At 73.1% G+C, this 26,013-nt stretch carries 24 protein-coding genes; 8 read left to right on the top strand and 16 right to left on the bottom strand.

The annotated features are described in order from the left end of the window. The first annotated feature begins 1 nt into the window (after nt 1). Together ACQP0T_RS15085 and ACQP0T_RS15080 are read left to right on the top strand one after the other, a co-directional pair. Entirely contained in the window at nt 2–766 is a 765-nt protein-coding gene (locus ACQP0T_RS15085; RefSeq protein WP_433868639.1) for an SDR family oxidoreductase, read from the top strand. A gap of 9 nt (nt 767–775) precedes the next feature. Next, nucleotides 776–1,708 (top strand): 3-keto-5-aminohexanoate cleavage protein, encoded by a 933-nt coding sequence (locus ACQP0T_RS15080; protein WP_433868638.1) that lies wholly within the window; start codon nt 776–778, stop codon nt 1,706–1,708. Between the two features lie 22 nt (nt 1,709–1,730). Here the strand turns inward: ACQP0T_RS15080 and ACQP0T_RS15075 are convergent, their stop codons facing one another. Continuing rightward, nucleotides 1,731–2,723 (bottom strand): sigma-70 family RNA polymerase sigma factor, encoded by a 993-nt coding sequence (locus tag ACQP0T_RS15075; RefSeq protein WP_433868637.1) that lies wholly within the window; start codon nt 2,721–2,723, stop codon nt 1,731–1,733. A 104-nt stretch (nt 2,724–2,827) separates the two neighbouring features. Next, nucleotides 2,828–3,757, bottom strand: a complete 930-nt coding sequence (locus tag ACQP0T_RS15070) for a siderophore-interacting protein (RefSeq protein ID WP_433868636.1) — start codon at nt 3,755–3,757, stop codon at nt 2,828–2,830. Between the two features lie 64 nt (nt 3,758–3,821). On the opposite strand from ACQP0T_RS15070, the gene ACQP0T_RS15065 reads away from it, so the two are divergent. After that, nucleotides 3,822–4,826 carry an ABC transporter substrate-binding protein gene (locus ACQP0T_RS15065; protein WP_433868635.1) on the top strand — a complete coding sequence of 335 codons (1,005 nt, stop codon included), beginning with the start codon at nt 3,822–3,824 and terminating at the stop codon, nt 4,824–4,826. 27 nt (nt 4,827–4,853) lie between these two features. Here ACQP0T_RS15065 and ACQP0T_RS15060 read toward each other — a convergent pair whose 3' ends face one another. Genes ACQP0T_RS15060 through ACQP0T_RS15050 form a run of 3 tightly spaced genes read right to left on the bottom strand, consistent with a single transcriptional unit; the run spans nt 4,854 to nt 7,678 of the window. Next, a complete protein-coding gene (locus ACQP0T_RS15060) occupies nt 4,854–5,507 on the bottom strand; it encodes an IclR family transcriptional regulator (protein WP_433868634.1) in 654 nt (217 codons plus the stop codon). 46 nt (nt 5,508–5,553) lie between these two features. Beyond that, nucleotides 5,554–6,465 carry a hydroxymethylglutaryl-CoA lyase gene (locus ACQP0T_RS15055; RefSeq protein WP_433868633.1) on the bottom strand — a complete coding sequence of 304 codons (912 nt, stop codon included), beginning with the start codon at nt 6,463–6,465 and terminating at the stop codon, nt 5,554–5,556. A 1-nt stretch (nt 6,466) separates the two neighbouring features. Further along, nucleotides 6,467–7,678, bottom strand: coding sequence for a CaiB/BaiF CoA transferase family protein (locus ACQP0T_RS15050; protein WP_433868632.1), 1,212 nt, complete (start codon nt 7,676–7,678; stop codon nt 6,467–6,469). A 411-nt stretch (nt 7,679–8,089) separates the two neighbouring features. Between ACQP0T_RS15050 and ACQP0T_RS15045 the strand changes: the two genes are divergently transcribed. Together ACQP0T_RS15045 and ACQP0T_RS15040 are read left to right on the top strand one after the other, a co-directional pair. Then, nucleotides 8,090–9,433, top strand: coding sequence for a GntP family permease (locus ACQP0T_RS15045; protein WP_345365934.1), 1,344 nt, complete (start codon nt 8,090–8,092; stop codon nt 9,431–9,433). Nucleotides 9,434–9,538: 105 nt separating this feature from the next. After that, nucleotides 9,539–10,003: a PPOX class F420-dependent oxidoreductase gene (locus tag ACQP0T_RS15040; protein ID WP_433868631.1), complete on the top strand. Its 465-nt coding sequence runs from the start codon at nt 9,539–9,541 to the stop codon at nt 10,001–10,003. A gap of 11 nt (nt 10,004–10,014) precedes the next feature. Here ACQP0T_RS15040 and ACQP0T_RS15035 read toward each other — a convergent pair whose 3' ends face one another. The 11 genes from ACQP0T_RS15035 to benA all read right to left on the bottom strand — a co-directional run bounded on the left by ACQP0T_RS15035 (nt 10,015) and on the right by benA (nt 22,820). Next, the gene (locus ACQP0T_RS15035) at nt 10,015–11,064 is read right to left on the bottom strand and encodes an ABC transporter ATP-binding protein (protein WP_345365947.1); all 1,050 of its coding nucleotides are present in this window, start codon (nt 11,062–11,064) and stop codon (nt 10,015–10,017) included. After that, nucleotides 11,061–12,047, bottom strand: coding sequence for an ABC transporter ATP-binding protein (locus tag ACQP0T_RS15030; protein ID WP_433868630.1), 987 nt, complete (start codon nt 12,045–12,047; stop codon nt 11,061–11,063). The genes ACQP0T_RS15035 and ACQP0T_RS15030 overlap by 4 nt, the downstream gene beginning before the upstream one ends. Then, entirely contained in the window at nt 12,044–12,973 is a 930-nt protein-coding gene (locus tag ACQP0T_RS15025) for an ABC transporter permease (RefSeq protein ID WP_369774444.1), read from the bottom strand. Before ACQP0T_RS15025 ends, ACQP0T_RS15030 begins: the two co-directional genes overlap by 4 nt. 22 nt (nt 12,974–12,995) lie before the next feature. Then, complete coding sequence (locus tag ACQP0T_RS15020) at nt 12,996–13,940, bottom strand: ABC transporter permease (RefSeq protein WP_433868629.1); 945 nt, start codon at nt 13,938–13,940, stop codon at nt 12,996–12,998. A gap of 4 nt (nt 13,941–13,944) precedes the next feature. After that, complete coding sequence (locus ACQP0T_RS15015; protein WP_433868628.1) at nt 13,945–15,435, bottom strand: ABC transporter substrate-binding protein; 1,491 nt, start codon at nt 15,433–15,435, stop codon at nt 13,945–13,947. A 472-nt stretch (nt 15,436–15,907) separates the two neighbouring features. After that, complete coding sequence (locus tag ACQP0T_RS15010; RefSeq protein ID WP_433868627.1) at nt 15,908–16,297, bottom strand: VOC family protein; 390 nt, start codon at nt 16,295–16,297, stop codon at nt 15,908–15,910. 73 nt (nt 16,298–16,370) lie between these two features. Further along, nucleotides 16,371–19,094 carry a LuxR C-terminal-related transcriptional regulator gene (locus ACQP0T_RS15005; protein WP_433868626.1) on the bottom strand — a complete coding sequence of 908 codons (2,724 nt, stop codon included), beginning with the start codon at nt 19,092–19,094 and terminating at the stop codon, nt 16,371–16,373. 30 nt (nt 19,095–19,124) lie between these two features. After that, entirely contained in the window at nt 19,125–19,904 is a 780-nt protein-coding gene (locus tag ACQP0T_RS15000) for a 1,6-dihydroxycyclohexa-2,4-diene-1-carboxylate dehydrogenase (protein WP_433868625.1), read from the bottom strand. Then, nucleotides 19,901–20,926 (bottom strand): benzoate 1,2-dioxygenase electron transfer component BenC, encoded by a 1,026-nt coding sequence (gene benC / locus ACQP0T_RS14995; RefSeq protein WP_433868624.1) that lies wholly within the window; start codon nt 20,924–20,926, stop codon nt 19,901–19,903. The genes ACQP0T_RS15000 and benC overlap by 4 nt, the downstream gene beginning before the upstream one ends. 17 nt (nt 20,927–20,943) lie before the next feature. Then, nucleotides 20,944–21,453 carry a benzoate 1,2-dioxygenase small subunit gene (benB, locus tag ACQP0T_RS14990; protein WP_433868623.1) on the bottom strand — a complete coding sequence of 170 codons (510 nt, stop codon included), beginning with the start codon at nt 21,451–21,453 and terminating at the stop codon, nt 20,944–20,946. Nucleotides 21,454–21,464: 11 nt separating this feature from the next. Next, nucleotides 21,465–22,820 (bottom strand): benzoate 1,2-dioxygenase large subunit, encoded by a 1,356-nt coding sequence (gene benA, locus ACQP0T_RS14985; RefSeq protein ID WP_433868622.1) that lies wholly within the window; start codon nt 22,818–22,820, stop codon nt 21,465–21,467. Between the two features lie 237 nt (nt 22,821–23,057). Here benA and ACQP0T_RS14980 point away from each other — a divergent pair, with 237 nt between their 5' ends. Genes ACQP0T_RS14980 through catA form a run of 3 tightly spaced genes read left to right on the top strand, consistent with a single transcriptional unit; the run spans nt 23,058 to nt 25,965 of the window. Next, on the top strand, nt 23,058–23,984 hold the full coding sequence (locus tag ACQP0T_RS14980) for a LysR substrate-binding domain-containing protein (protein ID WP_433868621.1): 927 nt from the start codon (nt 23,058–23,060) through the stop codon (nt 23,982–23,984). Next, a complete protein-coding gene (locus tag ACQP0T_RS14975; RefSeq protein ID WP_433868620.1) occupies nt 23,965–25,068 on the top strand; it encodes a mandelate racemase/muconate lactonizing enzyme family protein in 1,104 nt (367 codons plus the stop codon). Before ACQP0T_RS14980 ends, ACQP0T_RS14975 begins: the two co-directional genes overlap by 20 nt. Before the next feature lie 39 nt (nt 25,069–25,107). Then, on the top strand, nt 25,108–25,965 hold the full coding sequence (gene catA, locus ACQP0T_RS14970) for a catechol 1,2-dioxygenase (RefSeq protein ID WP_433868619.1): 858 nt from the start codon (nt 25,108–25,110) through the stop codon (nt 25,963–25,965). The last annotated feature ends 48 nt before the right edge of the window (nt 25,966–26,013 follow it).

The raw sequence follows: 26,013 nt of genomic DNA, 5'->3' as shown, positions 1-26,013 counted from the left end.
CATGGATCTGACCGGGAAGCGGGTGCTGGTCACCGCCGGGGCTGCGGGCATCGGCCGGGCCATCGCCGAGCGGTTCGCCGGGTTCGGGGCCGAGGTGCTGGTCAGCGACCTGGATCCGGCGGCGGTGCGGGACGCCGAAGGCGCCGGGCTGCGCGCCGAGGTCTCCGACGCCGCCGACGAGGAGGCCGTCGAGGCCCTGGTGGACGCCGCCGAGCGGCGCCTCGGGGGCTTGGACGTGCTGGTCAACAACGCCGGCGTCGCCGGTCCCACCGGCCCGGTGGAGACGCTGGACGGCGCGGCGTGGGCGCGGACCTTCGAGGTCAACGTGCACAGCCAGTTCTATTGCGTCAAGCACGCGCTGCGGCTGCTGCGCGCCGGGACCGAGCCGGCCATCGTGAACCTGTCCTCGGCGGCCGGCCGGCTCGGGATGGCCGGGCGCAGCGCCTACTCCGCGTCGAAGTGGGCCGTCGTCGGGTTCACCCGCACGCTGGCCATCGAACTCGGCCCCGAGGGCATCCGGGCCAACGCGATCTGCCCCGGCGCGGTGGACGGACCGCGCATCCAGGCGGTGATCGACGCCAAGGCGCGGATGCTCGACGCGCCCCGGGAGCAGATCGAGGCGCTGTACCGGGACCAGTCCTCGATGCGCCGGATGGTGACCGCCGGCGACATCGCCGACATGGCCGCCTTCCTGGCCGGTCCGATGGCCCGCAGCATCAACGGTCAGGCGATGGCCGTCGACGGCAACACCGAGAAGCTGTACTGAGGAGGGGACGTGGCAGTCCAACGCAAGGTCGTCATCACCTGCGCGGTGACCGGGGCGATCCACACGCCGTCGATGTCGGAGCACCTGCCGGTCTCGGCGGCCGAGATCACCGAGGCGGCGCTCGGCGCGGCGGAGGCGGGCGCGGCCATCGTGCACCTGCACGCCCGCGATCCCGAGGACGGCAGGCCGTCGCAGAACCCCGACCACTTCGCGCCCATCCTCGCCGGGCTCAAGCCGCACACCGACGCGGTCCTCAACATCACCACCGGCGGCTCGCCGCACATGGCGGTGGCCGAGCGGATGCGCCCGGCGGCGGAGTTCCAGCCCGAGCTCGCCTCGCTGAACATGGGATCGATGAACTTCGGCCTCTACCCGATGCTGGAGCGCTTCACCGAGTTCCGGCACGAATGGGAGCGGGCGGCGCTGGAGGGCAGCCGGGACCTGGTCTTCAAGAACACCTTCGCCGACATCGAGGCGATCCTGGAGATCGGGGCGCGCGGCGGCACCCGGTTCGAGTTCGAGTGCTACGACATCGCGCACCTGAACAACCTGGCGCACTTCCGCTCCCGGGGGCTGGTGACCGGGCCGGTGTTCGTGCAGTCGGTCTTCGGCCTGCTCGGCGGCATCGGGGCGCACCCGGAGGACCTGATGCACATGCGCCGCACCGCCGACCGGTTGCTCGGCGCGGACTACCACTGGTCGGTGCTCGGCGCCGGGCGCAACCAGATCCCGCTGGCCACCATCGGCGCCGCGCAGGGCGCGCACGTGCGGGTCGGACTGGAGGACTCGCTGTGGGTCGGACCCGGTCAGCTCGCCCGCAGCAACGCCGAGCAGGTCGCGCGGATCCGCACCGTCCTGGAGGCGCTGAACCTGGAGGTGGCCACCCCGGACGAGGCGCGCGCCATGCTCGGGCTCAAGGGACGTGACGCCGTGGGTTTCTGACCGCGCCGCCGTGCGCGCCGAATCACCGGTCGGCGCCGCGTTCCGCGGGCAGCGCGTCGGGGAGGCCGAAGCGCGGGAACAGCGCCACGTCGAAGAACGCCACCACGTGCCCGATCCGGCCGTCCTGCGGGGCGAGCACGTGGAGCTGGAAGGGGACGTACCCGCCGGCCGGATCGCGGCGGTACATGCCGAACGCCGGTTGCCCGTTGGCCGAGGTGGGGACCAGCCGCAGCTCCCCCCGGTCCGCCGGGCACCACCGGTCGACCAGCTCACCGATGGCCTCGGCGCCGCGGATCCAGTTGGCGTACGGCGGCATCTCCCACACCGCGTCCTCGGTGAACAGCTCGACGATCGCCGGGATGTCCTTGTCCTCGAAGGCGGTGACGTAGCGGTCCAGCAGCCGGCGCAGTTCCGGGCTGCTCGGTTCCGCGGTCCCGTCGCGCTGCGGGGCGATCTGCTGGAGCTGCGCCCGGGCCCGCTGCAACGCGCTGTTGGCCGCCGCGATGCTGGTCCCCATCGCGGCGGCCACCTCGGAGGCCTTCCATCGCAGCACGTCGCGCAGCAGCAGGGCCGCGCGCTGGCGGGGCGGCAGGTGCTGGAGCGCGGCGATGAACGCCAGCCGGGTGCTCTCCCGGGCGGCGACGATCGCCGCCGGGTCGTCGGAGTCGTCGACCAGGGCGTCCGGGATCGGTTCCAGCCAGCCGATCTCGGGCAGCTCGGTCAGCGGTTCGCCGGGATCGTGGCTCGGCGCGCCGAGGCCGGTCGGCAGCGGGCGGCGGCGCCTGCTCTCCAGCGCGGTCAGGCAGGCGGTGGTCGCGATCCGGTACAGCCAGGTGCGCAGCGAAGACCGCCCCTCGAACCGGGGGTAGCCGCGCCAGGCCCGCAGGTAGGTCTCCTGCACGAGGTCTTCGGCGTCCTGCACGGAACCGAGCATCCGGTAGCAGTGCGCGAGCAGTTCGCGGCGGTACGGGTCCGCCAGCCGGACGAAGTCGTCGCTGACCGGTGGGGCTGACATGACTGCGTCCTTCCTCCCGGCGGACCGCGCGCCGGGCGGTCCTGCTCCGAGGGTAGGTCAGCCGACCGACAGCGCACGGCTCCGCGCGGACCGCCGGCGGGCGCTCAGCTCCGGCCTTCGCGCCAGTAGCCCATGAACGCGACCGAACCGCGCGGGATGCCGTAGTCGTTGACCAGCAGCCTGCGCAGCCGCTTGATCACCGCAGCCTCCCCGGCCAGCCAGCCGTACAGGTCATCGGCGCCGGGTTCGCCGCGCTCCGGGACCTCCCACAGCGCGGTGGTGTCCACGTCGACGTCGTCGAGCACCGCGGTACCGGTGCCGCGGGTCCGCAGCTCGTCCAGCGCACCGCCCACCGCGGGTTCCAGCAGGGCGCCGTGCGGGGCGCCGCCGCGGGCCAGCCAGCGCACGTCCACGCCCGCCGGGACCGCCCACTCCTGCCGGTCCGCCGGGCTGGGCACTTCCAGGCAGGCGATGCCGCGGGCGTCGGCGGGCAGCGCTTCGAGGATGGACCCGATCGCCGGGACGGCGGTCTCGTCCCCGGCCAGCACCAGCCGCGACGCCTCGCTCGGCGGCGCCCATTCGCAGCCCCACGGACGTCCGCTGCCGGGCCGGTCCGGGCCCAGCAGCGCGATGACGTCACCGGGCCGGGCGCCGGCGGCGAAGGTGGAGGCCGGGCCGCCGTGCCCGCTGTCGAGCCCGTGCAGCACGAAGTCGACGTCGAGTTCGCGGTGCTCGGGGCGGAACGCCCGGACCGTGTAGGTGCGCAGCACCGGTCTGATCGGATCCGGCATCGCCAGCCAGCGCTGGTACCAGTCCTCGCCGTCGGGCACGTCGGCGACGGTGCGGCCGGGCTGGGGGAGCGCGAGCTTGATCCGCTGGTCGGCGCCGCCCGCCCCGAAGGTGTCGAGGTGTTCGCCGGTGAAGGTCAGCCGCACGAAGTTCGGGCACAGCCGCTGCACGCGCGCCACCTCGACGGTGAACATGCGCCAGAGCGGCCGGTGCTCGGTGCCGCCTCGGACTGCGGTGCTCGTCATGGCCGGAGGACCTCCCGCGGATCAGGTGCTAGGTTAGCCTAGCCTAAACATAGAGGAGGTCGTCGTGCGTCACAAGATCGGCCCGGCCGCGGCACTGGTGGCGGTGACCGCGGTGCTGTCGGCGTGCTCGCCCGCCGGAGGTGACCGGGCCGGGGGAACCGGCTGGTCCTACACCGATGACCGCGGGGTGACCATCACCGCCGAGCAGCGCCCCGAGCGGATCATCGCGCAGGTGTCCTCGGCCGCCGCGCTGAAGGACTTCGGCGTCGACGTGGTGGGCACCTTCGGCCCGCTGGTGCGCGACGACGGCACGGTCGAACCCGAAGCGCGCGGCCTCGACCCCCGCGCGGTCACCGACGTCACCGGGCCGGGGTACGGCGAGGTCGCCATGGAGCGGGTCGCCTCGCTGGAACCCGACCTGCTGGTCAGCGGCAAGTACGCGGAGTTCCCCGGCCTGTGGCACCTGACCGCCGAGCAGGAGGAGCAGGTCAAGTCCCTGGTCCCGACGGCGGGCGTGCAGCACGCCGGGGTGCCGCTGCCGGAGACCATCGCCTCCTACCGGGACCTGGCCGCCGCGCTCGGCGGCGACGTCGACGCGGCCCGCGTCCGGGCCGACGAGGCGGCCTTCCACGCCGCGGCCGACCGGCTGCGCGGGATCGGGGAGCGGATGAAGGCGTCGGGTCGCACCATCCTCGCCGTCGGCGGGACCGAGCAGGAGTTCTTCGCCGTCGTGCCGGGGCGCAACCCGGACCTGGACTTCTACGTCCGGGAACTGGGGCTGCCGATCATCGTCCCGGACCACCCCGACACGGCGGGCGGCGGCTACTTCGAGCGGCTGTCCTGGGAGCACGCCGCGGCGTACCCGGCCGACATCCTGCTGTGGGACACCCGGGCGGCCTCGCTGCCGCCGGAGCGGATGATGGAGAACCCGGTGTTCGCCGCGCGTCCGTCCGCCGCCGCGGGCCGGTTCGTCGAGTGGGACGCGGTCGCACCGATGAGCTATGCGAGCTACGCCGGGATCATGACCGAGCTCGCCGACCAGCTCGAGGCGAAGCTCGGCGGGCGGTGACCACCGCGCACCGGCCGCCCGGGGCGCTCAGCCGGGTTCGGGCGGCCGGGCCAGCGCGTCCTCGACGCGCCGGGCGGCGGTGAGCACCGCGGTGCCGAAGCGCCGACCGGGGCTCGGCCGCAGCCGCTGCAGCGGCGCGGCCAGCGAGACCGCCGCCACCACCTGACCGTGCAGGTGCACCGGAGCGCTCACCGAGCCGACCCCCGGAGCCCGGGCCTGGACGCTCTCCACCCAGCCGTGGCCGTCGGGGTTGCGCTCGCCCAGCAGCGCCTGGGCCGCCGAGCCCAGCGGGAGCGGCAGCAGGCTGCCGACCGGCTGGCTGGCCCGCAGCTCCTCGGTCGACTCCACGCAGACCACGCACAACCGGTGGTCGGCTCGGCGCACCCAGAGCTGCACCGATTCGCCCACCTCGGCGCCGAGCTCGGTGAGCACCGGGCGCGCGGTCTCGGCCAGCGCCGAGGTGGCGAACCGGGGGCCGAGGTGGAAGCAGCCGCTGGGATCGCGCCGCAGCAACCCGTGCGCGACCAGCGCGGTGGCCAGCCGGTGCGCGGTGGAGATCGTGAGGCCCAGGGTCCTGGCCAGCTCGGTGGTACCCATCGGGTTGCTCTCGACGCAGTCGAGGATGGCCACCGAGCGGTCCAGGACGCCGACGCCGGTGGCGAACGGCGGAGGAGTCGTCATGGTCGTTTCCGGGGGTCGGTGCTCGCGGTGCGGCCGTCGCCGCCGGTCAGGCCGCCTGCCGGGGGGCGGCGGGTGCGGCCGGGATCTGCGCCAGCGCGGAGGGCAGGGCGTGGCCCACCAGCTCCGCGAGGCGGTCGCGCAGCGCCGCCAGCCGGGAGGTGTCGATCCCGGTGCGGACGCCTTCGCGGTGGAACAGGTGGATCAGGTCGTCCGCGGCGATGTTGCCGGTGGCGCCCGGGGCGAACGGGCAGCCGCCGAGCCCGCCCAGCGCGGCGTCGAAGCGCCGGATCCCGCAGCGGAAGGCCTCCCAGGCGTTGGCCGAGGCCATCCCGTAGGTGGCGTGCAGGTGCAACCCGGTGCGCTCCACCGGGAAGTCCTCGCCCACCGCGGTGACCGCGCGCCGGATGTCGCCGGGGGAGGCCGCACCGATGGTGTCGGCCAGGTGCAGCACCTCCACGCCCAGCTCGGCGTAGTGCCGGGCGACGCGGACGACGCGGTCGACCGGGGTGTCGCCGTCGAACGGGCAGACGAACGCGGTGGCGATGCAGCCTTCCAGGCCCACCCCGCCGTCGCGCAGGATCTCGGCGGCGCGGCCGATCCGGGCCATCGCCTCCTCGGTGGGCACCCCGGCGTTGGACCGGCTGTGCCCGTCGCTGGCCGACAGCACCAGCCGGACGTGCCGGGCCCCGGCGGCCACCGCGCGCTGGGCGCCGCGCTCGTTGAGCACCAGCGCGTGCGAGGTGGCCCCGGCGTCGGCCAGCCCGGCCACGACCTCGGCCGAGTCGGCCATCGTCGGCACCCGCCTCGGGTCCACGAAGGAACCCACCTCCAGGTGGCGGAACCCGGCCGCGACCAGCATCCGGCCGAAGTCGATCTTGTCCGCGGTCGGTACGACGACGGGTTCGATCTGCAGTCCGTCGCGCAACGAGACCTCGGTGATGAGGACGTCGGCGGTCATCTCAGATCACTCCTTCGGCACGCAGTCGGGTGATGTCGGCGGGGGAGCGGTGCAGTTCGGCGAGGACCTCGTCGGTGTGCGCCCCGAGTTCGGGCCCCAGCCAGCGGGTGCCGCCGGGTTCCTCGGCCAGCTTGGGCACCACGCCGGGGAAGGCGACCTCGCGGGGCTCGTCGTCGATGCGCACCGGGTGGCGCTCCAGCATCCCCCGGGCGGCGAAGTGCGGATCGGCGGCGATGTCGGCGACGTCGTAGATCGGTCCGCTGGGCACGGACGCGGCGGCCAGCCGGTCCAGCGCCGCGGCGCTGTCCAGCCCCGCGGTCCAGGCGCCGATCGCCTCGTCGATGTCGGCGGCGCGCGCGACCCGCCCGGCGTTGTCGGCCAGCTCCGGGTCGGTGGCCAGGTCGGGGCGTCCGACGGCGGTCATCAGCCGGGCGAAGATGGCGTTGTTGTTGCCGCCCACCACGACGTACTTGCCGTCGGCGCAGCGGTAGGTGTTGGACGGCACCACGCCGGGGATCACCGCACCGGTGGCCTCGCGGGTGACGCCGAAGGCGTCGTAGTCGGGCAGCGAGGACTCCATCAGCGAGTACACCGCTTCGTAGAGCGCGACGTCCACGGTTTCGCCGGGCGCCCCGGTGCGGGTGCGCAGCAGGCCCAGCAGCGCGCCGATGACCGCGTAGAGCCCGGCCACCGAATCGGCCAGCGACACCCCGGTGCGCACCGGGGGCAGCCCCGGGTAGCCGGTCAGGTGCCGGACCCCGCCCAGCGCTTCGGCGACGCCGCCGAACCCCGGCCGGTTCCGGTACGGGCCGGTCTGGCCGTACCCGGAGATCCGGACCAGCACCACCGACGGGTGCAGCTCCCGGATCTCCTCCGGACCGAGCCCCCACTTCTCCAGCGTGCCCGGGCGGAAGTTCTCCAGCACGACGTCGGCGGTGCCGATCAGGTCGCGGGCGATCCGCTGGCCCTCGGCCGCGCGCAGGTCCAGCGTCAGCGAGCGCTTGTTGCGCGCCATGGTGCGGAACAGCAGCGAGGTGTCGCCGCGGTGCAGCCGCCAGGTGCGCAGCTCGTCGCCGGTGCTGGGGCGTTCGACCTTGATGACGTCGGCGCCGAACTCGGCGAGCACCCGCCCCGCGGTGGGGGCGGCGATGAAGTTGCCGAGCTCGACGACGCGGACTCCGGTGAGCGGGCCGTGGCGGCCACTGGGCGTCATCGGTGTGGTTCTCCTGTTGTGCCGGTGCGTGCCCTGCTCCTCGGCGCCGTGGTGCGGGCGAGGGGCGGGGGCGGGCGGTGCTGCCGCTGGTGCGCAGGTCGATGCGGTGTCCGTCCTCAACTTCCTGCAATTTCCCGTTATTCGGGAAACGGGTGCCTGCATTCGGCAATGCAGGACGGTAATCGGCGGCCGTCGGCGAAGCAATACCCCGGGCCCGCCGTCCGCGGCCGGGTTCCGCCGGGGCGGTCGGTGTGTACACTGCGCCGGTCCGTCCCACCGCCGCCGGCGAGCACCCCGTCGCCCGGCGGTCGCCGCTCCACGACTCCTGCTGCCAGGCGGTCCCCCGCACGGGGGACCGGAGCTTCGCGCTGCCCGCTGCGGCGGACGGCTTGACGGATACGGACGTGACGGATGTCAGACATCGCTGTCCTGGCGAACGCCGTGATCACCATCGTGGGCGTCGTCGTGCTCATCCTGAAGTTGCGGATCACCCCCGCCATCGCCCTCGTGCTCGGGGCGCTGTACCTGGGGCTGGTCACGGGGCTCGGGGTTCCGGGCACGCTGGAGTCGATCACCACCGGCTTCGGCGAGCTGATGACCGAGGTGGGACTGCTCATCGCCTTCGGCGTGCTGCTGGGCGCGGTGATGGCGCAGCTCGGCGCGATCGAGAAGCTGGTCGACGTGCTGGTGCGGGCCTGCGGCCCCCGCGCGCTGCCCTACGCCTTCGCCAGCACGATCGGCACCGTGCTGCAGTCGATCTTCGCCGACGTGCTGCTGGTGATCACCGCGCCGCTGGCGAGCAGGCTGTCCCGGCAGATCGGCCCCTGGGGGGCGGCCCGAATGACCGCCGCGATGGCGCTGGGCATCGAGGTCGGCCTGGTGTTCGTGGTGCCCGGGGTCGGCGCCGTCGCGCTGGCCGGGGTGCTCGGGTTGCCCTTCGGCAAGATGTTCCTGTTCGGCGCGGTGACGGCGGTGTTCACCATCGTCACGACGCTCGCGCTGTTCACCGCGCTGGCCAAGCGCGGGCTGTGGAAGCCGGAGCTCGACGAGCGGGACGACACCCTGGTCGACGAGGCGGAGCAGCCGGCGGCGGAGCGCGGCACCGACCACCTGCCCTCGCTCGGCGTGGCGCTCGCGCCGCTGGTGGTGGCCCTGGCGCTGATCGCGTTCGGCGCGATCGCCGAGATGGCCGGGTGGGCGCACCCCGTCGTCGCGCTGCTGGGCGATCCGGTCATCGCGCTGCTCATCGGCTTGATCGGAGCGCTGCTCATCGCCCGCTGGAAGCTGCCCGCCGAGCAGGTGGAGTCCTCGCTCAAGCGCGGTTTCCACGAGAGCGGGCAGATCCTGATCCTCACCGGCGTGGGCGGTTCGCTGGCGCAGACGGTCAAGGACGCCGGGCTCGGCGAGATCCTCAAGGGCTACTTCACCACCAGCACGGTGTTCCCGCTGCTGCTGGTGTGGCTGGTCGCCGCGGTGCTGCACATCGCGATCGGGTCGGTGACGCTGGCGTCGATCACCGCCGCGGGCGTGCTCGGCCCGGTGATGCCCGCGCTCGGCATCGACCCGGTCTTCGTCGCGCTCGCCGCGGGCGCCGGTTCGCTGTTCGCCATCCACGCCACCAGCAACACGTTCTGGCTGCTGCAGACCTTGCTCCCGCAGACCACCCGGGGAGCGCTGAAGTCCTGCACCTTCGCGGTCTCCTGCGCCTCCGTTCTGGCGATGCTGCCGATCCAGCTCATGGCGCTGGTCTTCTGAGGTCCGTCCACAGCGGACCGTGCCGCGGCGCGGGGAGGTGCGGGACGCCCGCGAAGGCCGCTACTGTGGACCCCGTCGCTTCGTCGTGTCGTGGAGGTTGTCCTGATGGCCCCGAAGATCGCCACCGCCGACCGGGTCGACCGGGCGGCGCTGCTGGAGTTCCTGCGGCCCCGGCACCGGGGCGTGCTGGTCACCGGTCGCGCCGACGGGCGGCCGCAGATGTCGCCGGTGTCCTGCGGGGTCGACGCGGCGGGCCGGATCGTGGTGGCGACCTACCCGCAGCGGGCCAAGGTGCGCAACCTGCGGCGCGACCCGGCGGTGTCGATGTGCGTGCTCTCCGACGACTGGAACGGGCCGTACGTCCAGGTCGGCGGCACCGCCGAAGTGCTGGACCTGCCCGAGGCGCTGGACCCGCTGGTGGAGTACTTCCGGTCCATCTCCGGCGAGCACCCCGACTGGGACGAGTACCGGGCGGCGATGCAGCGCCAGGGCAAATCGCTGGTCCGGATCACCGTCGAGGACTGGGGGCCGATCGCCACCGGCGGGTTCCCGCCCGAGCTCGCCGACTGACCCCGGAGCGGTCAGTCCGCGCCGCGGGCCTCCCGCCGCGCCGCGGGCCGCAGCTCCAAGACGCTGCCGCCGGCCAGCACCGGACCCGCCGTGTGCAGGTGGCAGCGCACCCGGCCGCCGCCGTCGACCGGTGTCGGCGCGGGCGTCTCCTCCCGGCACACGTCCATCGCGTACGGGCAGCGCGGGTGGAACGGGCAGCCGCGCGGCGGATCGGTGGGGTCGGGCGGGTCGCCCGGCAGCACGATGCGCTCCCGCCGGCGCTGCGCCACCGGGTCGGGCACCGGCACCGCCGACAGCAGCGCCTCGGTGTAGGGGTGCGCGGGCCGCGAGTACAGCCGCTCCGACGGGCCGTCCTCCACCAGCCGCCCCAGGTACATCACCGCGACGCGCTGGGCGAGCCGGCGCACCACCGACAGGTCGTGCGAGATGAACAGGTACGACGTGCCCAGTTCGCCGCGCAGCCGTTCCAGCAGGTTGATGATCTGGTTCTGGGTGGAGACGTCCAGCGCCGACACCGCCTCGTCGCACACCACCACCGCCGGGTCCACCGCCAGGGCGCGGGCGATCGCCAGCCGCTGCCGCTGCCCGCCGGAGAACTCGTACGGGTAGCGCTCCAGGTGCCGGGCGGACAGGCCGACGCGCACCAGCAGCTCGCGGACCCGCTCGTCCCGCTGCCTGCCGCGCAGTCCTTCGTGGACCTCCAGCGGCTCGCCGACGCTCTCGGCGATCACCATCGACGGGTCCAGCGACGAGTACGGGTCCTGGAACACCATCTGGATGTGCCTGCGGTGCCTGCGCATCTGCTCGCCGGAGAGCTCGGTGAGCTCGACCTCGCGCAGCCGCACGCTGCCCGCGTCCGGTTCGACCAGCCGCATCAGGGCGCGTCCGGTGGTGGACTTGCCGGACCCGGATTCGCCGACCAGGCCGAGGACCTCCCCGGGGGCCAGCTCGAAGGAGACGTCGTCCACGGCGCGCAGCCGGTCCGGACGCCGGAACAGCCCCCGCTTGACCGGGAAGCTGACCGACAGCGCGTCGACGGCGAGTACGGGCGGAGTGCTCACGCGGGACCTCGCAACTCGATCTCGTCGGTGCGCACGCACCGGGTGGCCCGCCCGGCGCCGAGGTCCCGCAGCGGGACCGCCGACGCGGTGCAGTCGTCGGTGGCGTACGGGCAGCGGGGGTGGAACCGGCAGCCGTCCGGCAGCGCGCCGGGGGCGGGGGCGTGCCCGGGGATGGTGGCCAGCGGCCCGGCGTCGCCGAGCTGCGGCATCGCGGCGAGCAGGCCCTCGGCGTAGGGGTGCGGTGGCTGCCGGAACAGGTGCCCGACGTCGTCGGCGGCCACCACCTGCCCGGCGTACATCACGACCACCTGGTCGCAGATGTCGGCCACCACCCCGAGGTCGTGGGTGATGAACACCATGCCCATGCCCAGCGCGTCGCGCATGTCCCGCAGCAGGTCGAGCACCTGCGCCTGGATGGTGACGTCGAGCGCGGTCGTCGGTTCGTCGGCCACGAGCACCTTCGGCTCGCAGCAGATCGCCATCGCGATCATCGCCCGCTGCCGCATCCCGCCGGAGAACTCGTGCGGGTAGCCGCGGGCCCGCCGCGCCGCGTTCGGGATGCCGACCTGCTCCAGCGCGGCGACCGCCCGCGCGGCGGCCTGCTTGCGGGACAGGCCGCGGTGCCTGCGCACCGTCTCGGCGATCTGGTCGCCGATGGTGAACGCCGGGTTCAGCGACGACATCGGCTCCTGGAAGATCATCGCGATGTCGTTGCCGCGCACGTCCTCCAGTGTCCGGCGCGGCATCCCGATCAGCTCGGTGCCCCCCAGCCGGATGCTCCCGGAGCTGATCCGGCTGGTGCGGGCGGGCAGCAACCCCAGCAGCGCGAGGCTGGTCACGGTCTTGCCGGAGCCCGATTCGCCGACCAGGCCGAGCGTCGAACCGGGTTCGACGGCGAACGACACGTCCTCGACGACGGTCACCCAGCCCCGGTCGGTGGCGAACCGCACCGACAGCTCGGAGACCTCCAGCACGGCGGTCACGAGCCCCTCCTGATCTCGCGACCCAGCGAGTCGCGCAGTCCGTCGCCGAGCACGTTGAACGCCAGCACGGTCACCGCGATGGCCACGCCGGGGAAGATCACCAGGTGCGGGGCCAGCGAGACGAACCGCGCGCCCTCCTGGAGCATCGACCCCCAGCTCGCCTGCGGCGGGACCACGCCGAGGCCGAGGAAGCTCAGCGTCGCCTCGGCCAGCATCGCGAACGCCGCGACCAGCGAGAGCTGCACCAGCAGCGGGGACAGCACGTTGGGCAGCACGTGCCGCCGGATGATCCGGCCGGTCGGGGTGCCGATGCTGCGCGCGGCTTCGATGAACGTCTCCTCCCGCACCGCCAGCACCGAGCTGCGCACCAGCCGCAGCAGCCGGGGCGCGGTGACCAGCCCGACGGCGAACATCGCGTTGGTCAGGCCCGGTCCGCGCGCCGCGACGATGGCCACCGCCAGGATCAGCGGCGGGAAGCTCATGAAGGCGTCCGACAACCGCACCACCCACCGGTCCACCCGGCCGCCGAGGTACGCGCCGACCAGGCCCAGCGGCACGCCCAGCACGACCGCGACGCCCACCGCCTCCGCCGCCGCCAGCAGCGAGATCCGCCCGGCCACCAGCATCCGGCTGAGCACGTCCCGGCCGAACTGGTCGGAGCCCAGCGGGAACCCGGCGCTGCCGGGCGCGGCCAGCACCTCCCGGAGGTTCTGGTCGTCGGGGTCGGCCGGGGCGAGCAGCGGGGCGGCCACCGCGACCAGGGTCAGCAGCACCAGGAACACCGCGGCCACCACCGCGGGGCGCTGGGCGCGGAAGCGCCGCCAGAACCGCTGCCGCGGGGACCGCGGCGGCCCGAGGTCCTCGTCGGCGTCGTCGGCGACCACGTGCCCGGTCCAGCGCTCGGCAGGGGGCGGAACCGCCGTCATCTCAGGTCCTCCTTCGCCGGCCTCACTGCGCGCGCACCTTCGGGTTCAGGTAGCCGTAGGAGAGGTCCACCAGCAGGTTCGCCACCATCACCAGCACGGCCGTGACGACCACGACGCCCTGGATCATCGGCAGGTCGCGTTGCAGGACGGCGGTGATGGCGAGCTGGCCGAGCCCCGGGATGCCGAAGATCTGCTCCACCACCACGGTGCCGCCGAGCAGCACCGAGATCCGCATCCCGAGCACCGTGACCACCGGGGTCGCGGCGTTCTTCATGGCGTGCTTGACCACCACGGTGCCGCCGCGCAGGCCCTTGGCCCGGGCGGTGCGCAGGTAGTCCTGGTCGAACACGTCGATCAGCGAGCTGCGCAACTGCCTGGTCAGCTCGGCGGCGGCGGCGAGGCCCAGGGTGAACCCGGGCAGCAGCAGGTGCGCCAGCCACGACACCGGATCGTCGTCCAGCGGCACGTACCCGGTGGCGGGCAGCAGCCCCAGGTGCAGCGCGACGCCGGTGGCCAGCAGCAGGCCCAGCCAGAAGTTCGGCATCGCCACGCCGAGCGCGGTGCCCAGCGTCGCGGTGCGGTCGATCCAGCCGCCCCGGCGGGTGGCGGCGGCGACGGCCGCGGGCACGGCGATCAGCAGCGCCATCACGATCGCCACGGCGGTCAGCGACGCCGTCGCCGGGAAGCGTTCGGCGATGGCGTCCGACACGCCGCGGTTGCTGAACATCGAGGTGCCCAGATCGCCCTGGACCGCGCTGCTGGCCCAGCGCCAGTACTGCACCAGCAGCGGATCGTCGAGGCCGAGCCGGTCCCGGGTGGCGGCGATCTCCTCCTCGGTGGCGTTCTCGCCCGCGATGGTGATCGCCGGATCGCCGGGCACCAGCAGCACCAGGCCGAACACGATCAGCGAGACCAGCACCAGCAGCGGGACCATCGCGGCGAGCCGCCGCGCGACCAGGGTCAGCACCGGATCACCTCCCGGTCCCGGACACGCCCACGCCCCGGAACTCCGGTTTGTTGGACAGCCAGCTGCGCAGGTCGGTCACCCGCCGGGCGTGGCCGAACGTCGTCTCGGCGAAGGTCAGCGGCACGTCCAGCGCCTGCTCGACGACGATGCCGTTGACGCGGTGGAGCAGCTCGGCGCGGGCCGCCCGGTCGATCGTGGTGCGCGCCTGCCGGATGAGCTCGGTGACCTCGGGCAGCGTGTGCCCGCCGGGGTTGGAGAAGCCCGTCGAGCCGTAGAGCAGCCCGAGGGTCTGCAGCGGATCGGCCCGCCCGCCCCACGGCGCCACCAGTGCGTCGCCCTCCTCGCGGCCGTAGAACAGGTCGGCGGTCTCGGCCGGGGCCGCTTCCCGGATGCGCATCCGCACGCCCACGTCGGCGAACTGCTCCTGGATCGCGATGGCCAGCCCGGGGTCGGTGTTGGGCACGATCGCCTCGAACTCGAAGCCGTTCGGCAGGCCCGCCTCGGCGAGCAGCTGCCGCGCCCGCCGCGGGTCGTACGGGTAGGGATCGGGCAGCTCCGGGTCGTGCGCGAGGTAGCCGGGCGGGAACGGTTGCACCGCGGTTTCGCCGTTGCCGAACAGCACGCCCTCGATGAGCGCGTCCTGGTCGATGGCGAGGTTGAGGGCGCGGCGCACCCGCGGGTCGCCGAACTCCGAGCGGGTCCGGTTGAGCTGCATGTGGTAGAAGGCCAGCGTGGTGTCGCCGACGACGCCGAGCTCGTACTGCCGGGCCTCGACGACCTGGTTGCCGCCGATCAGCGCCGCGTCGATCTCCCCGGCCCGCAGGGCGTTCATCCGCGTCGTCGGGTCGGACTGGAACACGATCACCAGCGAGTCCACCCGCACGGCGGCCGGGTCCCAGTAGCCGGGGTGGGCGCGCAGCACCACCCGGTCGTTCGGGCTGTAGCGGACCACGGAGAACGGGCCGGCGCCGACCGGGTGCTGGTCGAGCTGCGGATCGTCGAACGCCGCCGGGCTGATCATCATCCCGGCGCGGTCGGACAGCACCCGCACCAGCGAGCTGTCCGGGGCGCTGAGCACGAGCTCGATCGTCATCGGTCCGCGCACCTCGACGCGCTCCACGGACGCCAGTTCGGCGGCCACCGTGGAACCTTCCAGCCCGATCGCCCGGTCCAGGTTGGCCTTCGCCGCCGCCGCGTCGAACGGGGTGCCGTCGTGGAAGGTGACGCCGGGCCGCAGCCGGAACACCAGACCGCGACCGCCGTCGACGTACTCCCACCCGGTCGCCAGCCCCGGCACCGGTTCGGCCTCCGGCGTCAGGTGGACCAGCCGGTCGTAGACGGGGAAGAGGCTGACGTTGTCGAAGCTGGACGAGGCGCGGTGCGGGTCGTAGCGGCTGGGGCCGACCGAGTAGGCGAACCGGAACACGTCACCGGACCCACCGGAGGTCGAGCCCGCGGCTTCGGTGTTGATCCCGCCGCAGCCTGCGACGAGCACGAGCAGCAGGGGCAGGAGGAGAGCGAGGGGACCTGTGCGTCGGGCGGACACGCGCACCTCCGGCGTCCGGTGGCGGGGGAGACGGGCTTCGTTGCTGCGTCGACGAGCCCGCGGGTGTCGCGGCCCGTGACCGGAACCAGTGATCGGTCGCCCCATTCAAAGAGAGGTGGATCACAGAATCAAATAGCCGTCGGTGAACGGACGAATAGGGCGCACCGATGCCAGCCGACCGGACCCGCACCGCCGCGCCCGCACGAGGGCCGTCCTCGCGGTACCGGCGCGATGCCCCGCCCGCGCCCACCGCAGCCCCGCGCGGCAGGCGGCGACCCCACGATCGAGTGCTTCTCACCAGGTGAGGGGCCCCCTCGTCCCAGTTGCTCGGACAAGGGGGCCCCTCACTCATGACCCTTCCGGGTGCGGATCGCTGATCCGGTCCCGGTCGCGCGTCAGGGTCGGGATCCGGGACGGGCGCTCAGCGGCCGATGATCATGATCAGGTTCCCGCAGGTGTCGTCGAAGACGGCGCTGATCAGCGAGCCGGAGTCCTGCGGTGCCTCCACGAAGCGCACCCCGAGCGCGGCCAGCCGCTCGTGCTCGGCGCGGACGTCGTCGACCGCGAAGCTGATCGCGGGTACCTCCGCGTCGAACATGGCGCGCTGGTACTCGGCGGCGGGGATGGCGGGGTTGTCGGTGGACTCCAGCAGCAGCTCGGTGCCGTCCGGCTCCTCCGGGGAAACGACGGTGAGCCACTTCGCCCCGCCGATGGCCACGTCGTGCTTGGTGCGGAACCCGAGCGTCTCGGTGTAGAAGCGGTGGGCCTTGGCCTGGTCGTCCACCATGATGCTCGCGATGTTGATGCGCATGTGCGATCCCCGTTCGCCGTCGACGCTGCTGGCTCGTTGATACGACACCCGGGCCGGTCCCGCAGCGCGTCGGTCAGGGCGCGGTGGTCTCGGGGCGGAACTGCGCGGCCAGCTCGCTGCGGGAGCGCACGCCCAGCTTGGCGTAGATGCGGGTCAGGTGGAACTGGACCGTCTTGACCGAGACGAACAGCTCCACCGCCACCTGCTTGTTGCTGCGGCCCTCGGCCACCAGCCCGGCCACCGCCTGCTCCTGCGGGGTCAACTCGGCCAGGTCCACGCCGCGCTTGGGGTGCAGCCCGCCCGCCTTGAGCTCGCGGTCGCAGCGCTCCACGTAGGTCGTCGCGCCGAACGCGGCGTAGCCGTCGCGGGCCCGGCGCAGCACCACCTCCGCCTCCTTGCGCTTGCCCGCCCGGCGCAGCGTCTGGCCGTAGGCGAACCGGATCCGGGTGCGCTCGTAGGGCAGCGGGAGGCTCTTGATCCGCTCCAGCGCGCCCTCGAAGGACTCCCGGGCGGCGTCGACGTCGCCGAGCGCGCCGTGGATCCGCCCCCGCACGTAACCCAGCCGGGCGAGGGTGGAGCGGTGCCCGCGCTCGGCGGCGAGCCGCTCGTGCGGGGTCAGGAACGCGTCGGCCTCCTCGATCCGGTTGGTCATCACCAGCGCGTTGCCGTACACGTCGTGCCACGGCCAGAACCCCGGCTCGTCGATGCCGTCCCGGGGCCGCAGCTGCACCAGCGGCTCCAGCGCGCGCAGCACGCCGTCGTAGTCCGACCGCGCTTCGGCGCACTGCGCGGCGGCCAGGCAGGACGGCAGGAACATGACCTCGTAGTTGTGGACCGAGGCCGAGGCGTGCTTGAGGTGCTCCTCGGCGCGGGGCAGGTCCCCGCGCAGGGCGTGGACCTGGGCACCGGTCCAGTGCACCAGCGGCCGGACCAGCTCCAGTCCGGTGTTGTCGAGCTGGACGGCGGCTCGGTTCACCGTCTGCACCGCCTCGTCCCAGGAGCCGAGCGCGAACTCGGTGCGGGCCAGCCACGCCTGCGCCCACAGCGAGATCCGCACCGAGCCGCGCCGGTACTCGGTGGGCACCGCCGTGGCCAGCTCCCGGCGCGCGGCCTGCGGATCGTCCATCGCCAGGTCCAGCCAGCCCTTGCCCATCTGCGCGCGCTGCGACTGGGCGCCCAGGCTGATCCGCGACACCACCTCGTCGTAGGTCCGGCGGGCCCGCTCGCTCTGCCCGGTGGCGGCCAGGCCCAGACCCATGATCACCTGGGTCTCGACGGCCGACGGATCGTGCGGATCGGCCAGCTCCACCGCCCGCCGCCCCCACGCCACCAGGTCCGGACCGTGCCAGCGGCTCAGCGAGTGCAGCACCCGGCGCTGGCAGATCAGCGCCGCGGTCTCCGGTTCCCGCTCCGGGTGGCAGCGCTCCCACGCCTGGCTGAGCAGCAGCTCGGCTTCGGCGGGCCGGCCGCGCAGGATCGCGAGGTAGCCCAGCACCTCGTCGCGCAGCGGGCTCGGCGGGAAGCTCTCGATCTCGGCGGCGAACGAGCCCGCCTGCGCCAGGTCCCCGGCGCCGACCAGCGCGTCCACCGCGCGCAGCAGCCGCCGCTGTCGCTCGCCGCGGTCCGGGCTGAGCCGACCGGCGCTGACCAGCGCCGCGCCGACCGCCGACCACACGCCCAGCGCCGCCTGCACGCCCGCGTACTCCTCCAGCTCGGCGGCCAGCGCGGCGTCGTGGAACGGGGTGACGGCGATCCGGTGCAGCAGCGCGGTCCCGGTGTCCTGCGCCAGCCGGGCCGCCTCCCGGTGCCGCTCGTAGCGGTCGAGCGGGCTCAGCCCGTGGTAGACGGCGGCGTGCGCCAGCGGGTCGCGGAAGGTCAGGGTCACCGGGCCGCGGCCGGGCACCGTGTCGATCAGGCCCGCCCGTCCCGCTTCGTCGAGCGCCGAGACCGGGTCGTCCAGCCCGGCCAGCTCGGCGGCGTCGGCCAGCGCGACGGTGCGTCCGAGCACCGCGGCGCACTCCACCAGCGCGCGGGCGCCCGGCCCGCACCCGGCCAGCGCCCGCGCGACCTCGGCGGCCAGCGCGCGCGGTGCGGGCAGCGCGGCCTGCCACCGCGACCAGCTCTCGGCGGGCAGTTCCCGCAGCAGGTCCCGGACGTGCCGGGGGTTGCCCGCGGTGTGCTCGGCGAGGCGGTAGGCCGTCGGTGCCGACAGGTCCTGACCGGCGTGCAGCATCGCCAGGGTGCGGACCTCGGACGGGCCCAGCGGCCGCACCCGCACCACGGGGCCGGGGCAGCGGTCCAGGAAGCGGCTGATCTCCGAGGTCGGGTCGTCCCGGGCCAGCAACAGCACCAGCACCCGCTCGGCGCTCAGCCGGTGGTGCGCCGAGAGCAGGGCGCGCAGCGAGTCGACGTCGGCCCACTGCGCGTCGTCGACGACCACGGCGATCGTCGGCTCCGGATCGCCGTCGGCCCAGTCGGTCAGCAGGCGGGTGGCGGCCAGCAGGCGGGTGGCGGCGGCCGGGGCGGTGGTGCGGCCGGATCCGCCCGGTCCGACCAGCCGGTCCAGCAGGCCGAACGGGATCTGCTGCTCCCACGGCAGCGCGGTGACCCGGTCGACGCGCAGCTCGGGGTGCCGGTCCAGGAACAGCTCCGCGAGCGTGGTCCGGCCGATGCCCGCGGGCCCGGCGACCACCGCGAAGCGCGGATGACCGGCGCGCACGTCGGCGAGGACCTGGTCCAGCTCGGCCAGCTCCTGCTGCCTGCCGACCGCTTCCTGGCCACGTCGCCCGCCGGTCATCCGCCCACTGTAACCCGATCAGCGCAACGGTCAGCCCACGTCGCCGCCCGCCACCGGGAGCACCGACCCGGTGATGTAGGAGGCCTCGTCGGAGGCCAGGAAGGCGATCGCGGCCGCCTGCTCCTCCAGCGTGCCGTAGCGCTTGAGCAGCGACGATCCGACGGTCTGGTCCACCACCTGCTGGTACCAGGCCCGTTCCTGGTCGTCCTGGGCGCCGGGCCCGCGCGGCACCCGGCGGGGCGGGGCGTCGGTGCCGCCCGGGGCGGTGGCCACCACCCGGACGCCGTGCGGCGCGGCTTCCAGGGCCAGCGCCGTGGTGATCGCGTTGACCCCGCCCTTGGCCGCGGCGTAGGGCACCCGGTTGATGCCCCGGGTGGCCACCGAGGAGATGTTGACGATGGTGCCGCCGCCCTGCCCGATGAGGTGCGGCAGCGCGGCCCGGCAGCTCCACAGCGTCGGGAACAGCGAGCGCCGCACCTCCGCTTCGATCTGCTCCGGCGGGTAGTGCTGGTACGGCTTGGCCCAGATGGTGCCGCCCACGCCGTTGACCACCACGTCGATGCCGCCGTGCCGTTCCAGGGCCTCGGTCATCGCCTCCTCGGCCCCGGCGTGGTGCTCCAGGTCCGCGGTCACGCCGTGGGCCTTGCGGCCGCCGGAGATCAGGCCGGTGGAGACCTCGTGCACCAGTTCGGCGCGGTCCACCAGCACGACCTCGGCGCCCTCCGCGAACAGCCGTTCGGCCACGGTCCGCCCGATGCCCTGCGCCGCACCGGTCACCACGGCGATCTTCCCGCCGAACCGCCCGGTCACCGGTCCTCCCCGGTGGCGGCGACGGTGAACTTCTCGGTGTAGAAGTTCACCGGGTTGACGCCCCGCTCGGCCAGGTGCCCGCGCACCGCCTCCACCATCGGCGGCGGCCCGCACAGGTAGACGTCGAGGTCCCCGCCGCGCAGGTTCTCCGGGGTGAACAGGCTGGTGACGTAGCCCTTGTGCACCGCGGTGCTGGCCTCGTCGGCCACGCACCAGTCGAAGGTGAACCCGGGGATCCGCGCGGCGAGGTCGTGCAGCCGGTCCAGCTCGACGAGGTCCTGGTCGGTGGTGACCCCGTAGATCAGGTGGACCGGGTGCGCCGGCTCGGTGTCGGCGAGTCCGTCCAGCATGGACAGGAGCGGTGCCAGCCCGGTGCCGCCGGCCAGCAGCAGCGCCGGACGCGCCAGCGAGCGCAGGTAGAAGGTGCCCATCGGGCCGGTGAACTCCAGCCGGTCGCCCACCTCGACGCGGTCGGCGAGGTAGCCGGACATGGCGCCGCCCTCGGTGATCCGCACCAGGAAGGACACCGACTTCTCGGCCGGTCCGCTGCTGAACGAGTACGACCGGGTCACCCCGTCCAGGCCCGGGACCGCGACGTTGACGTACTGCCCGGGCAGGAACGCGAGCTGGTCCCGGTCGTCCAGCTCGACGGTGAAGGCCACGGTGCTCGGCGAAAGCCGCCGGACCTCGGTGAGCGCGCCACCGTGGGACGCGGCGGCGGTCTTGGCCGACTCCGAGGTCGCCGCGATCTCCAGCACCAGGTCCGATTCCGGCATCATCTGGCACGGCAGCGCGAACCCGGCGGCGGCTTCCTCGCCGCTGAGCGCGTCCTCGATGTAGTCCCCGCCGTCGTAGTCGCCGGAGACGCACATCGCCTTGCAGGTGCCGCAGGCGCCGTCCCGGCAGTCCAGCGGGATGTTGATCCGCGAGCGGTACGAGGCCTCGGCGACCGTTTCGCCCGGACCGCAGGGGACGAAGCGGGTCACCCCGTCCTCGAAGTTCAGCGCGACCTGGAAGGTCATCGTCGATCCACCTCCGCTCAGACGTGGTAGATGTCGACCACGTGGTGCACGTAGTCGTTCTTGAGCACGATCTTCTTGCTGGTGATCAGCGGCTGGTCGCCGGAGAAGTCCACCGTGTAGAACGAGGTGCCGAAGTAGGTGTCCACGGTCTGGTACCGGTAGTACAGCGTGAACCAGTTGAACCGCAGGTCCACGTGATCCCCGCGCTGCTCCAGGATCTCCACGTTGGTGATGTTGTGGCCGGTGCGCGGTTCCGGGATGCTGGTCGCCGCCGAGCGGTCGGTGCGGATCCGGAACACCCGGTCCTCCAGCCCGCCCCGGTTGGCGTAGTAGATCAGCGAGATCTCGGTGCGCGGGTCGGTGGTGAGCTCGTCGTCGTCATCCCACGCGGGCATCCAGAACTCGACGTCCGGGTGGTAGCACTCCAGCCACCGCTCGAACTCGCGGTCGTCGAGGTACCGGGCCTCGCGGTGGAGGAACTCCCGGACCTCCTCGAGGGTCACGGTGCGTGCGTCGGTCGCGGTCATCGTCCGGCTCCTCACTGGTCCTGCTGGGCGGCTTCGGCGGCGACCGCGGCACGCATGGTGTCCAGCCAGTAGCCGTGCTGGATGGGGTAGAGGCCCTCGTCCTCGGTGCGCACCCCGCTGGCGATGGGTTCGATGCCGAGCCTGGCGGCGTCCTCGTCCGGACCGTCGATCCGGTGCACCGCGCCGCGGCTGAGGTCGTTGCCGCCGCCCGCGACGTAGGTGTTCTGGCAGGCCCGGAACTCCTCCAGGTCGTCGGGGGTGGCCATGCCGGTGGCGTTGAAGAAGTCCTCGTACTGCCGGATCCGGTTCTGCCGGGCCTCGGCGCTCTCGCCCTTCGGCGCGATGCAGTAGATGGTGACCTCGGTCTTGTCCACCGAGATCGGCCGGAAGTGCCGGATCTGCGAGCTGAACTGGTCCATCAGGTAGACGTTGGGGTACAGGCAGAGGTTGCGGGAGAACCCGATCATCCAGTTCGCCTTGTCCTCGCCGAACCGCTCGACGAGCTCGTCGCGCCGCTCGTTGAGCGAGCGATTGCTCGGGTCGGCCCACTCGGTCCACAGCAGCAGGTGGCCGTGCTCGAAGGAGTAGAAGCCGCCCTTCTGCTTCGACCAGCCGCCGGCGTCCATGTTCTTGGTGCTGTTGGCGGATTCGCCGGAGGTGCGGCGGGCGGTGGTGGCCGCGTAGTTCCAGTGCGTCGCCGAAACGTGGTAGCCGTCGGCGCCGTTCTCGGCCTGGAGCTTCCAGTTGCCGTCGTAGACGTAGCTGGACGCGCCGCGCAGCACCTCCAGGCCCTCGGGCGACTGGTCGACGACCATGTCGATGATCTTGGTCGTCTCGCCCAGATGCTCGGTCAGCGGCTTGACGTCCGGGTTGAGACTGCCGAACAGGAATCCCCGGTAGTTGTCGAAGCGCGCCACCCGCGTCAGGTCGTGCGAGCCCTCGGTGTTGAACTGCTCCGGGTAGCCGGCCCCGCGCGGGTCCTTGACCTTGAGCAGCTTGCCGTTGTTGCTGAACGTCCAGCCGTGGAACGGGCAGGTGAGGGTGGTCCGGTTGTCCCGCTTGCGGCGGCAGAGCATCGCACCCCGGTGGGTGCAGGCGTTGACCAGCAGGTTGAGCTCGCCCTGCTTGTCCCGCGTGATCACCACCGGCGTCCGGCCGATGTGGGTGGTGAAGTAGTCCCCGATCTCCGGGATCTGGCTCTCGTGCGCCAGGTACACCCAGTTGCCCTCGAAGATGTACTTCATCTCCAGCTCGAACAGCTCCGCGTCGGTGAAGATGCGGCGCTTCGCGCGGTAGATCCCCCGCTCCGGGTCCTCGACCACGGCATCGGTGAGCGTGCTGCTGATGCGCTCCAGCGTCTGCGACATCGGTGCCTCCCTTCCTGCTGCGGACCTCGGCGTCCGCGGCGTGCCGACGACGCTGGCACGGAGGTGGCGTGCGTCACGCCGGGCATTTGCCCAGTCCTCACCTAGGACCCCACTGAGACGTGCCGCGTCTCAATCCATCCCCGATGGGTATTTGTCGGAGCTGAATGGCTGACCTACTCTCGGATTCCGGAAGTCACCGCGTGGTCGGGGACACAGCTCGACGGGGAGGAGGCCGGGATGGAACTGCGCCACCTGCGCTACTTCGCGGCCGTGGCCGAGACCCGCCACTTCGGCCGGGCGGCGCAGCGCCTGAACATGGCGCAACCGCCGCTGTCCCAAGCGATCCGGCAGCTCGAGGCCGAGCTCGGGACCCCGCTGCTCACCCGCACCACCCGCCAGGTGCAGCTCACCCCGGCGGGCGCGGTCTTCTTCGACGACGCGCTGCGCATCCTGGCCTCCGTCGACGACGCCACCCGGCGGGTCAAGCGGCTCGCCGACGGCTCGCACGGCGTGCTGCGCCTCGGCCTGACCGGGTTGGCCTCGTACCGGCAGCTGCCCCGCATCGCCCAGGTCCTGCGGCGCGCGCTGCCCGAGGTGGCGCTGGAGATCCACCCCGACATGCTCACCGCGGCCCAGGAGCGGGCGCTGCTGCGCAGCGAGGTCGACCTGGGCGTGCTGCGACCGCCCACCCGCGACGAAGCCGTCGTGCACCGCGCCATCGAGCGCGAGCCGCTGGTCCTGGTGCTGCCGAAGAACCACCGGCTCGCCGGGGAACCCGAGGTCGGCATGGCCGAGCTGCGCCACGAGCAGTTCATCGTGTACGCGGCGACCTCGCGATCGGTGGTCAACGACGCGGTGCTGCGGAGCTGCCTGGCGGCGGGCTTCTACCCGCAGATCGGGCACGAGGCGAGCGAGGCCGCCATCCAGGTCGCCTTGGTCGCCGCCGGGCTCGGCGTCGCGCTGGCGCCCGCCTCGGTGCGCGCGCTGCCGCTGGACGGCGTGGTGTTCGTCCCGGTGCCCGATGCCGAAGCCGTCGAACTCGCCTTGGCCTGGCGCGCCGAGGACACCTCACCGCTGCTGCGCTCCGTGCTGGCGACGCTCTCGGAACACGACGTGTTCACCGCCCCCGACATCGAGGACACCCGTGAAGATCACGCAGGTTGACGCCATCCCGTTCGCGATCCCGTACCGCAAGCCGCTGAAGTTCGCCAGTGGTGAGGCGCGCACCGCCGATCACGTTCTGGTGCGGGTGCACACCGACGAGGGCCTGGTCGGGGTGGCCGAGGCGCCACCGCGCCCCTACACCTACGGCGAGACCCAGCGGTCCATCGTGGCGGTGCTGGATTCCCTCTTCGCCCCCGCGGTCGTCGGGCTCTCCCCGCTGCGCCGAGAGGTGGTCCACGAGCGCCTGGACCGCACCATCGGCAACCCGGCGGCCAAGGCGGCGCTGGACATGGCGCTGTGGGACGTCGTCGGCCAGGCGGCCGGCCGGTCGGTGACCGAGCTGCTCGGCGGCTGGACCGACCGGATGCGGGTGGCGCACATGGTCGGGTTCGCCCCGCCGGAGCAGATGGTCGCCGAGGCGCAGCGGGTGCGCGAGGAGCACGGCATCACCACGTTCAAGGTCAAGGTCGGCCGCCGGCCGCACACCCTGGACGTGCGGGCGTGCCGGGCGCTGCGCGAGGGGCTGGGCGAGGAGGTCGAGCTCTACGTCGACGGCAACCGGGGCTGGACCGCCTCCGAATCGGCCCGCGCGCTGCGCGAGATGGACGACCTCGGCCTGACCCTGGCCGAGGAGCTCTGCCCGGCCGACGACGTCCTCAGCAGGCGGTGGCTCGTGGAGCGCAGCCCGATCCCGTTCGTCGCCGACGAGAGCGCCACCCGCCCCGGCGAGGTCACCCGCGAACTGCTCTCCGGGGCGGCCAACGCCATCAGCATCAAGACCGCCCGCACCGGCTTCAGCACCTCGCAACGGGTGCTGCACCAGTGCGAGGGGCTCGGAGTCGAGGTCGTGCTGGGAAACCAGATCGACGGCCAGATCGGCACGGTATGCAGCGCCGCGTTCGGCGCCGCGCACCGGCACACCGCCCGGCGTGCCGGTGAGCTGTCGAACTTCCTCGACATGAGCGATGACCTGCTGGCCGAACCCGTCCGGATCACCGGCGGGACCGTGGCCGTGCGGCAGGTCCCGGGACTCGGGATCGAGATCGACCCCGACAAGCTGGCGCGCTACCGGCAGGACACCTGAGCGCGCCGCAACCGCCGTCGGAGAACAGGAAGTACGACGATGACCCAGCACAACCCCGAGCAGACCGCCACCGCCGCCGCGTCGGGCGCCTCGGCGACCGAGCGGTTCCGCCAGCGCCGGTCCGGTGCCGCCGCGAGCACCAGCCAGGAACGGGTGCACACCCTGGCCACCGAGGTCATCACCGCGGTGCACCAGGTGATCCGCGAGCACAAGGTGACCTACGACGAGTACGACGCCCTCAAGTCGTGGCTGATCTCGGTCGGCCAGGACGGCGAGTGGCCGCTGTTCCTCGACGTGTGGATCGAGCACGTCGTCGAGGAGGTCGCCAACGAGGACCGCCAGGGTTCCAAGGGCACCATCGAGGGCCCGTACTACGTGCCGGACTCCCCGGAGCTGCCCGCCGAGGCGACGTTGCCGATGCGGCCCGACGAGAACGGCACCCCGCTGCTGTTCCAGGGCCAGGTCACCGCGGTCGGCGGCGCACCGCTGGCCGGGGCGAAGGTCGAGATCTGGCACGCCGACGACGAGGGCTTCTACTCGCAGTTCGCGCCGGGCCTGCCGGAGTGGAACCTGCGCGGCACGATCATCGCCGACGAGCAGGGCCACTTCGGGATCCGCACCATGCAGCCGGCCCCGTACCAGATCCCGCAGGACGGCTCGTGCGGCAAGCTGATCGCCGCCGCGGGCTGGCACGCCTGGCGGCCCGCCCACCTGCACCTGAAGGTCTCCGCACCGGGGCACCAGCTGCTCACCGTGCAGCTCTACTTCCGGGGCGGCGAGCACGTCGAGGACGACGTCGCCCAGGCGGTGAAGCCGGAGCTGATCCTCGACCCGAAGCCCGCCGCCGACGGGAAGGGCAACGAGGTCACGTACGACTTCGTGCTCGACCCCGAATGACCTCGTGGCGGCAGCCGCCGCCGCACCCGACGCCGAGGAGAGGAGGAG

The sequence above is a fragment of the Saccharopolyspora sp. CA-218241 genome (assembly GCF_050954615.1).
Classification (GTDB): Bacteria; Actinomycetota; Actinomycetes; order Mycobacteriales; family Pseudonocardiaceae; genus Saccharopolyspora; species Saccharopolyspora cebuensis.
The sequence above is the reverse complement of the archived record's forward strand: the minus strand, read 5'-3'. Positions and strand labels throughout refer to the sequence as shown.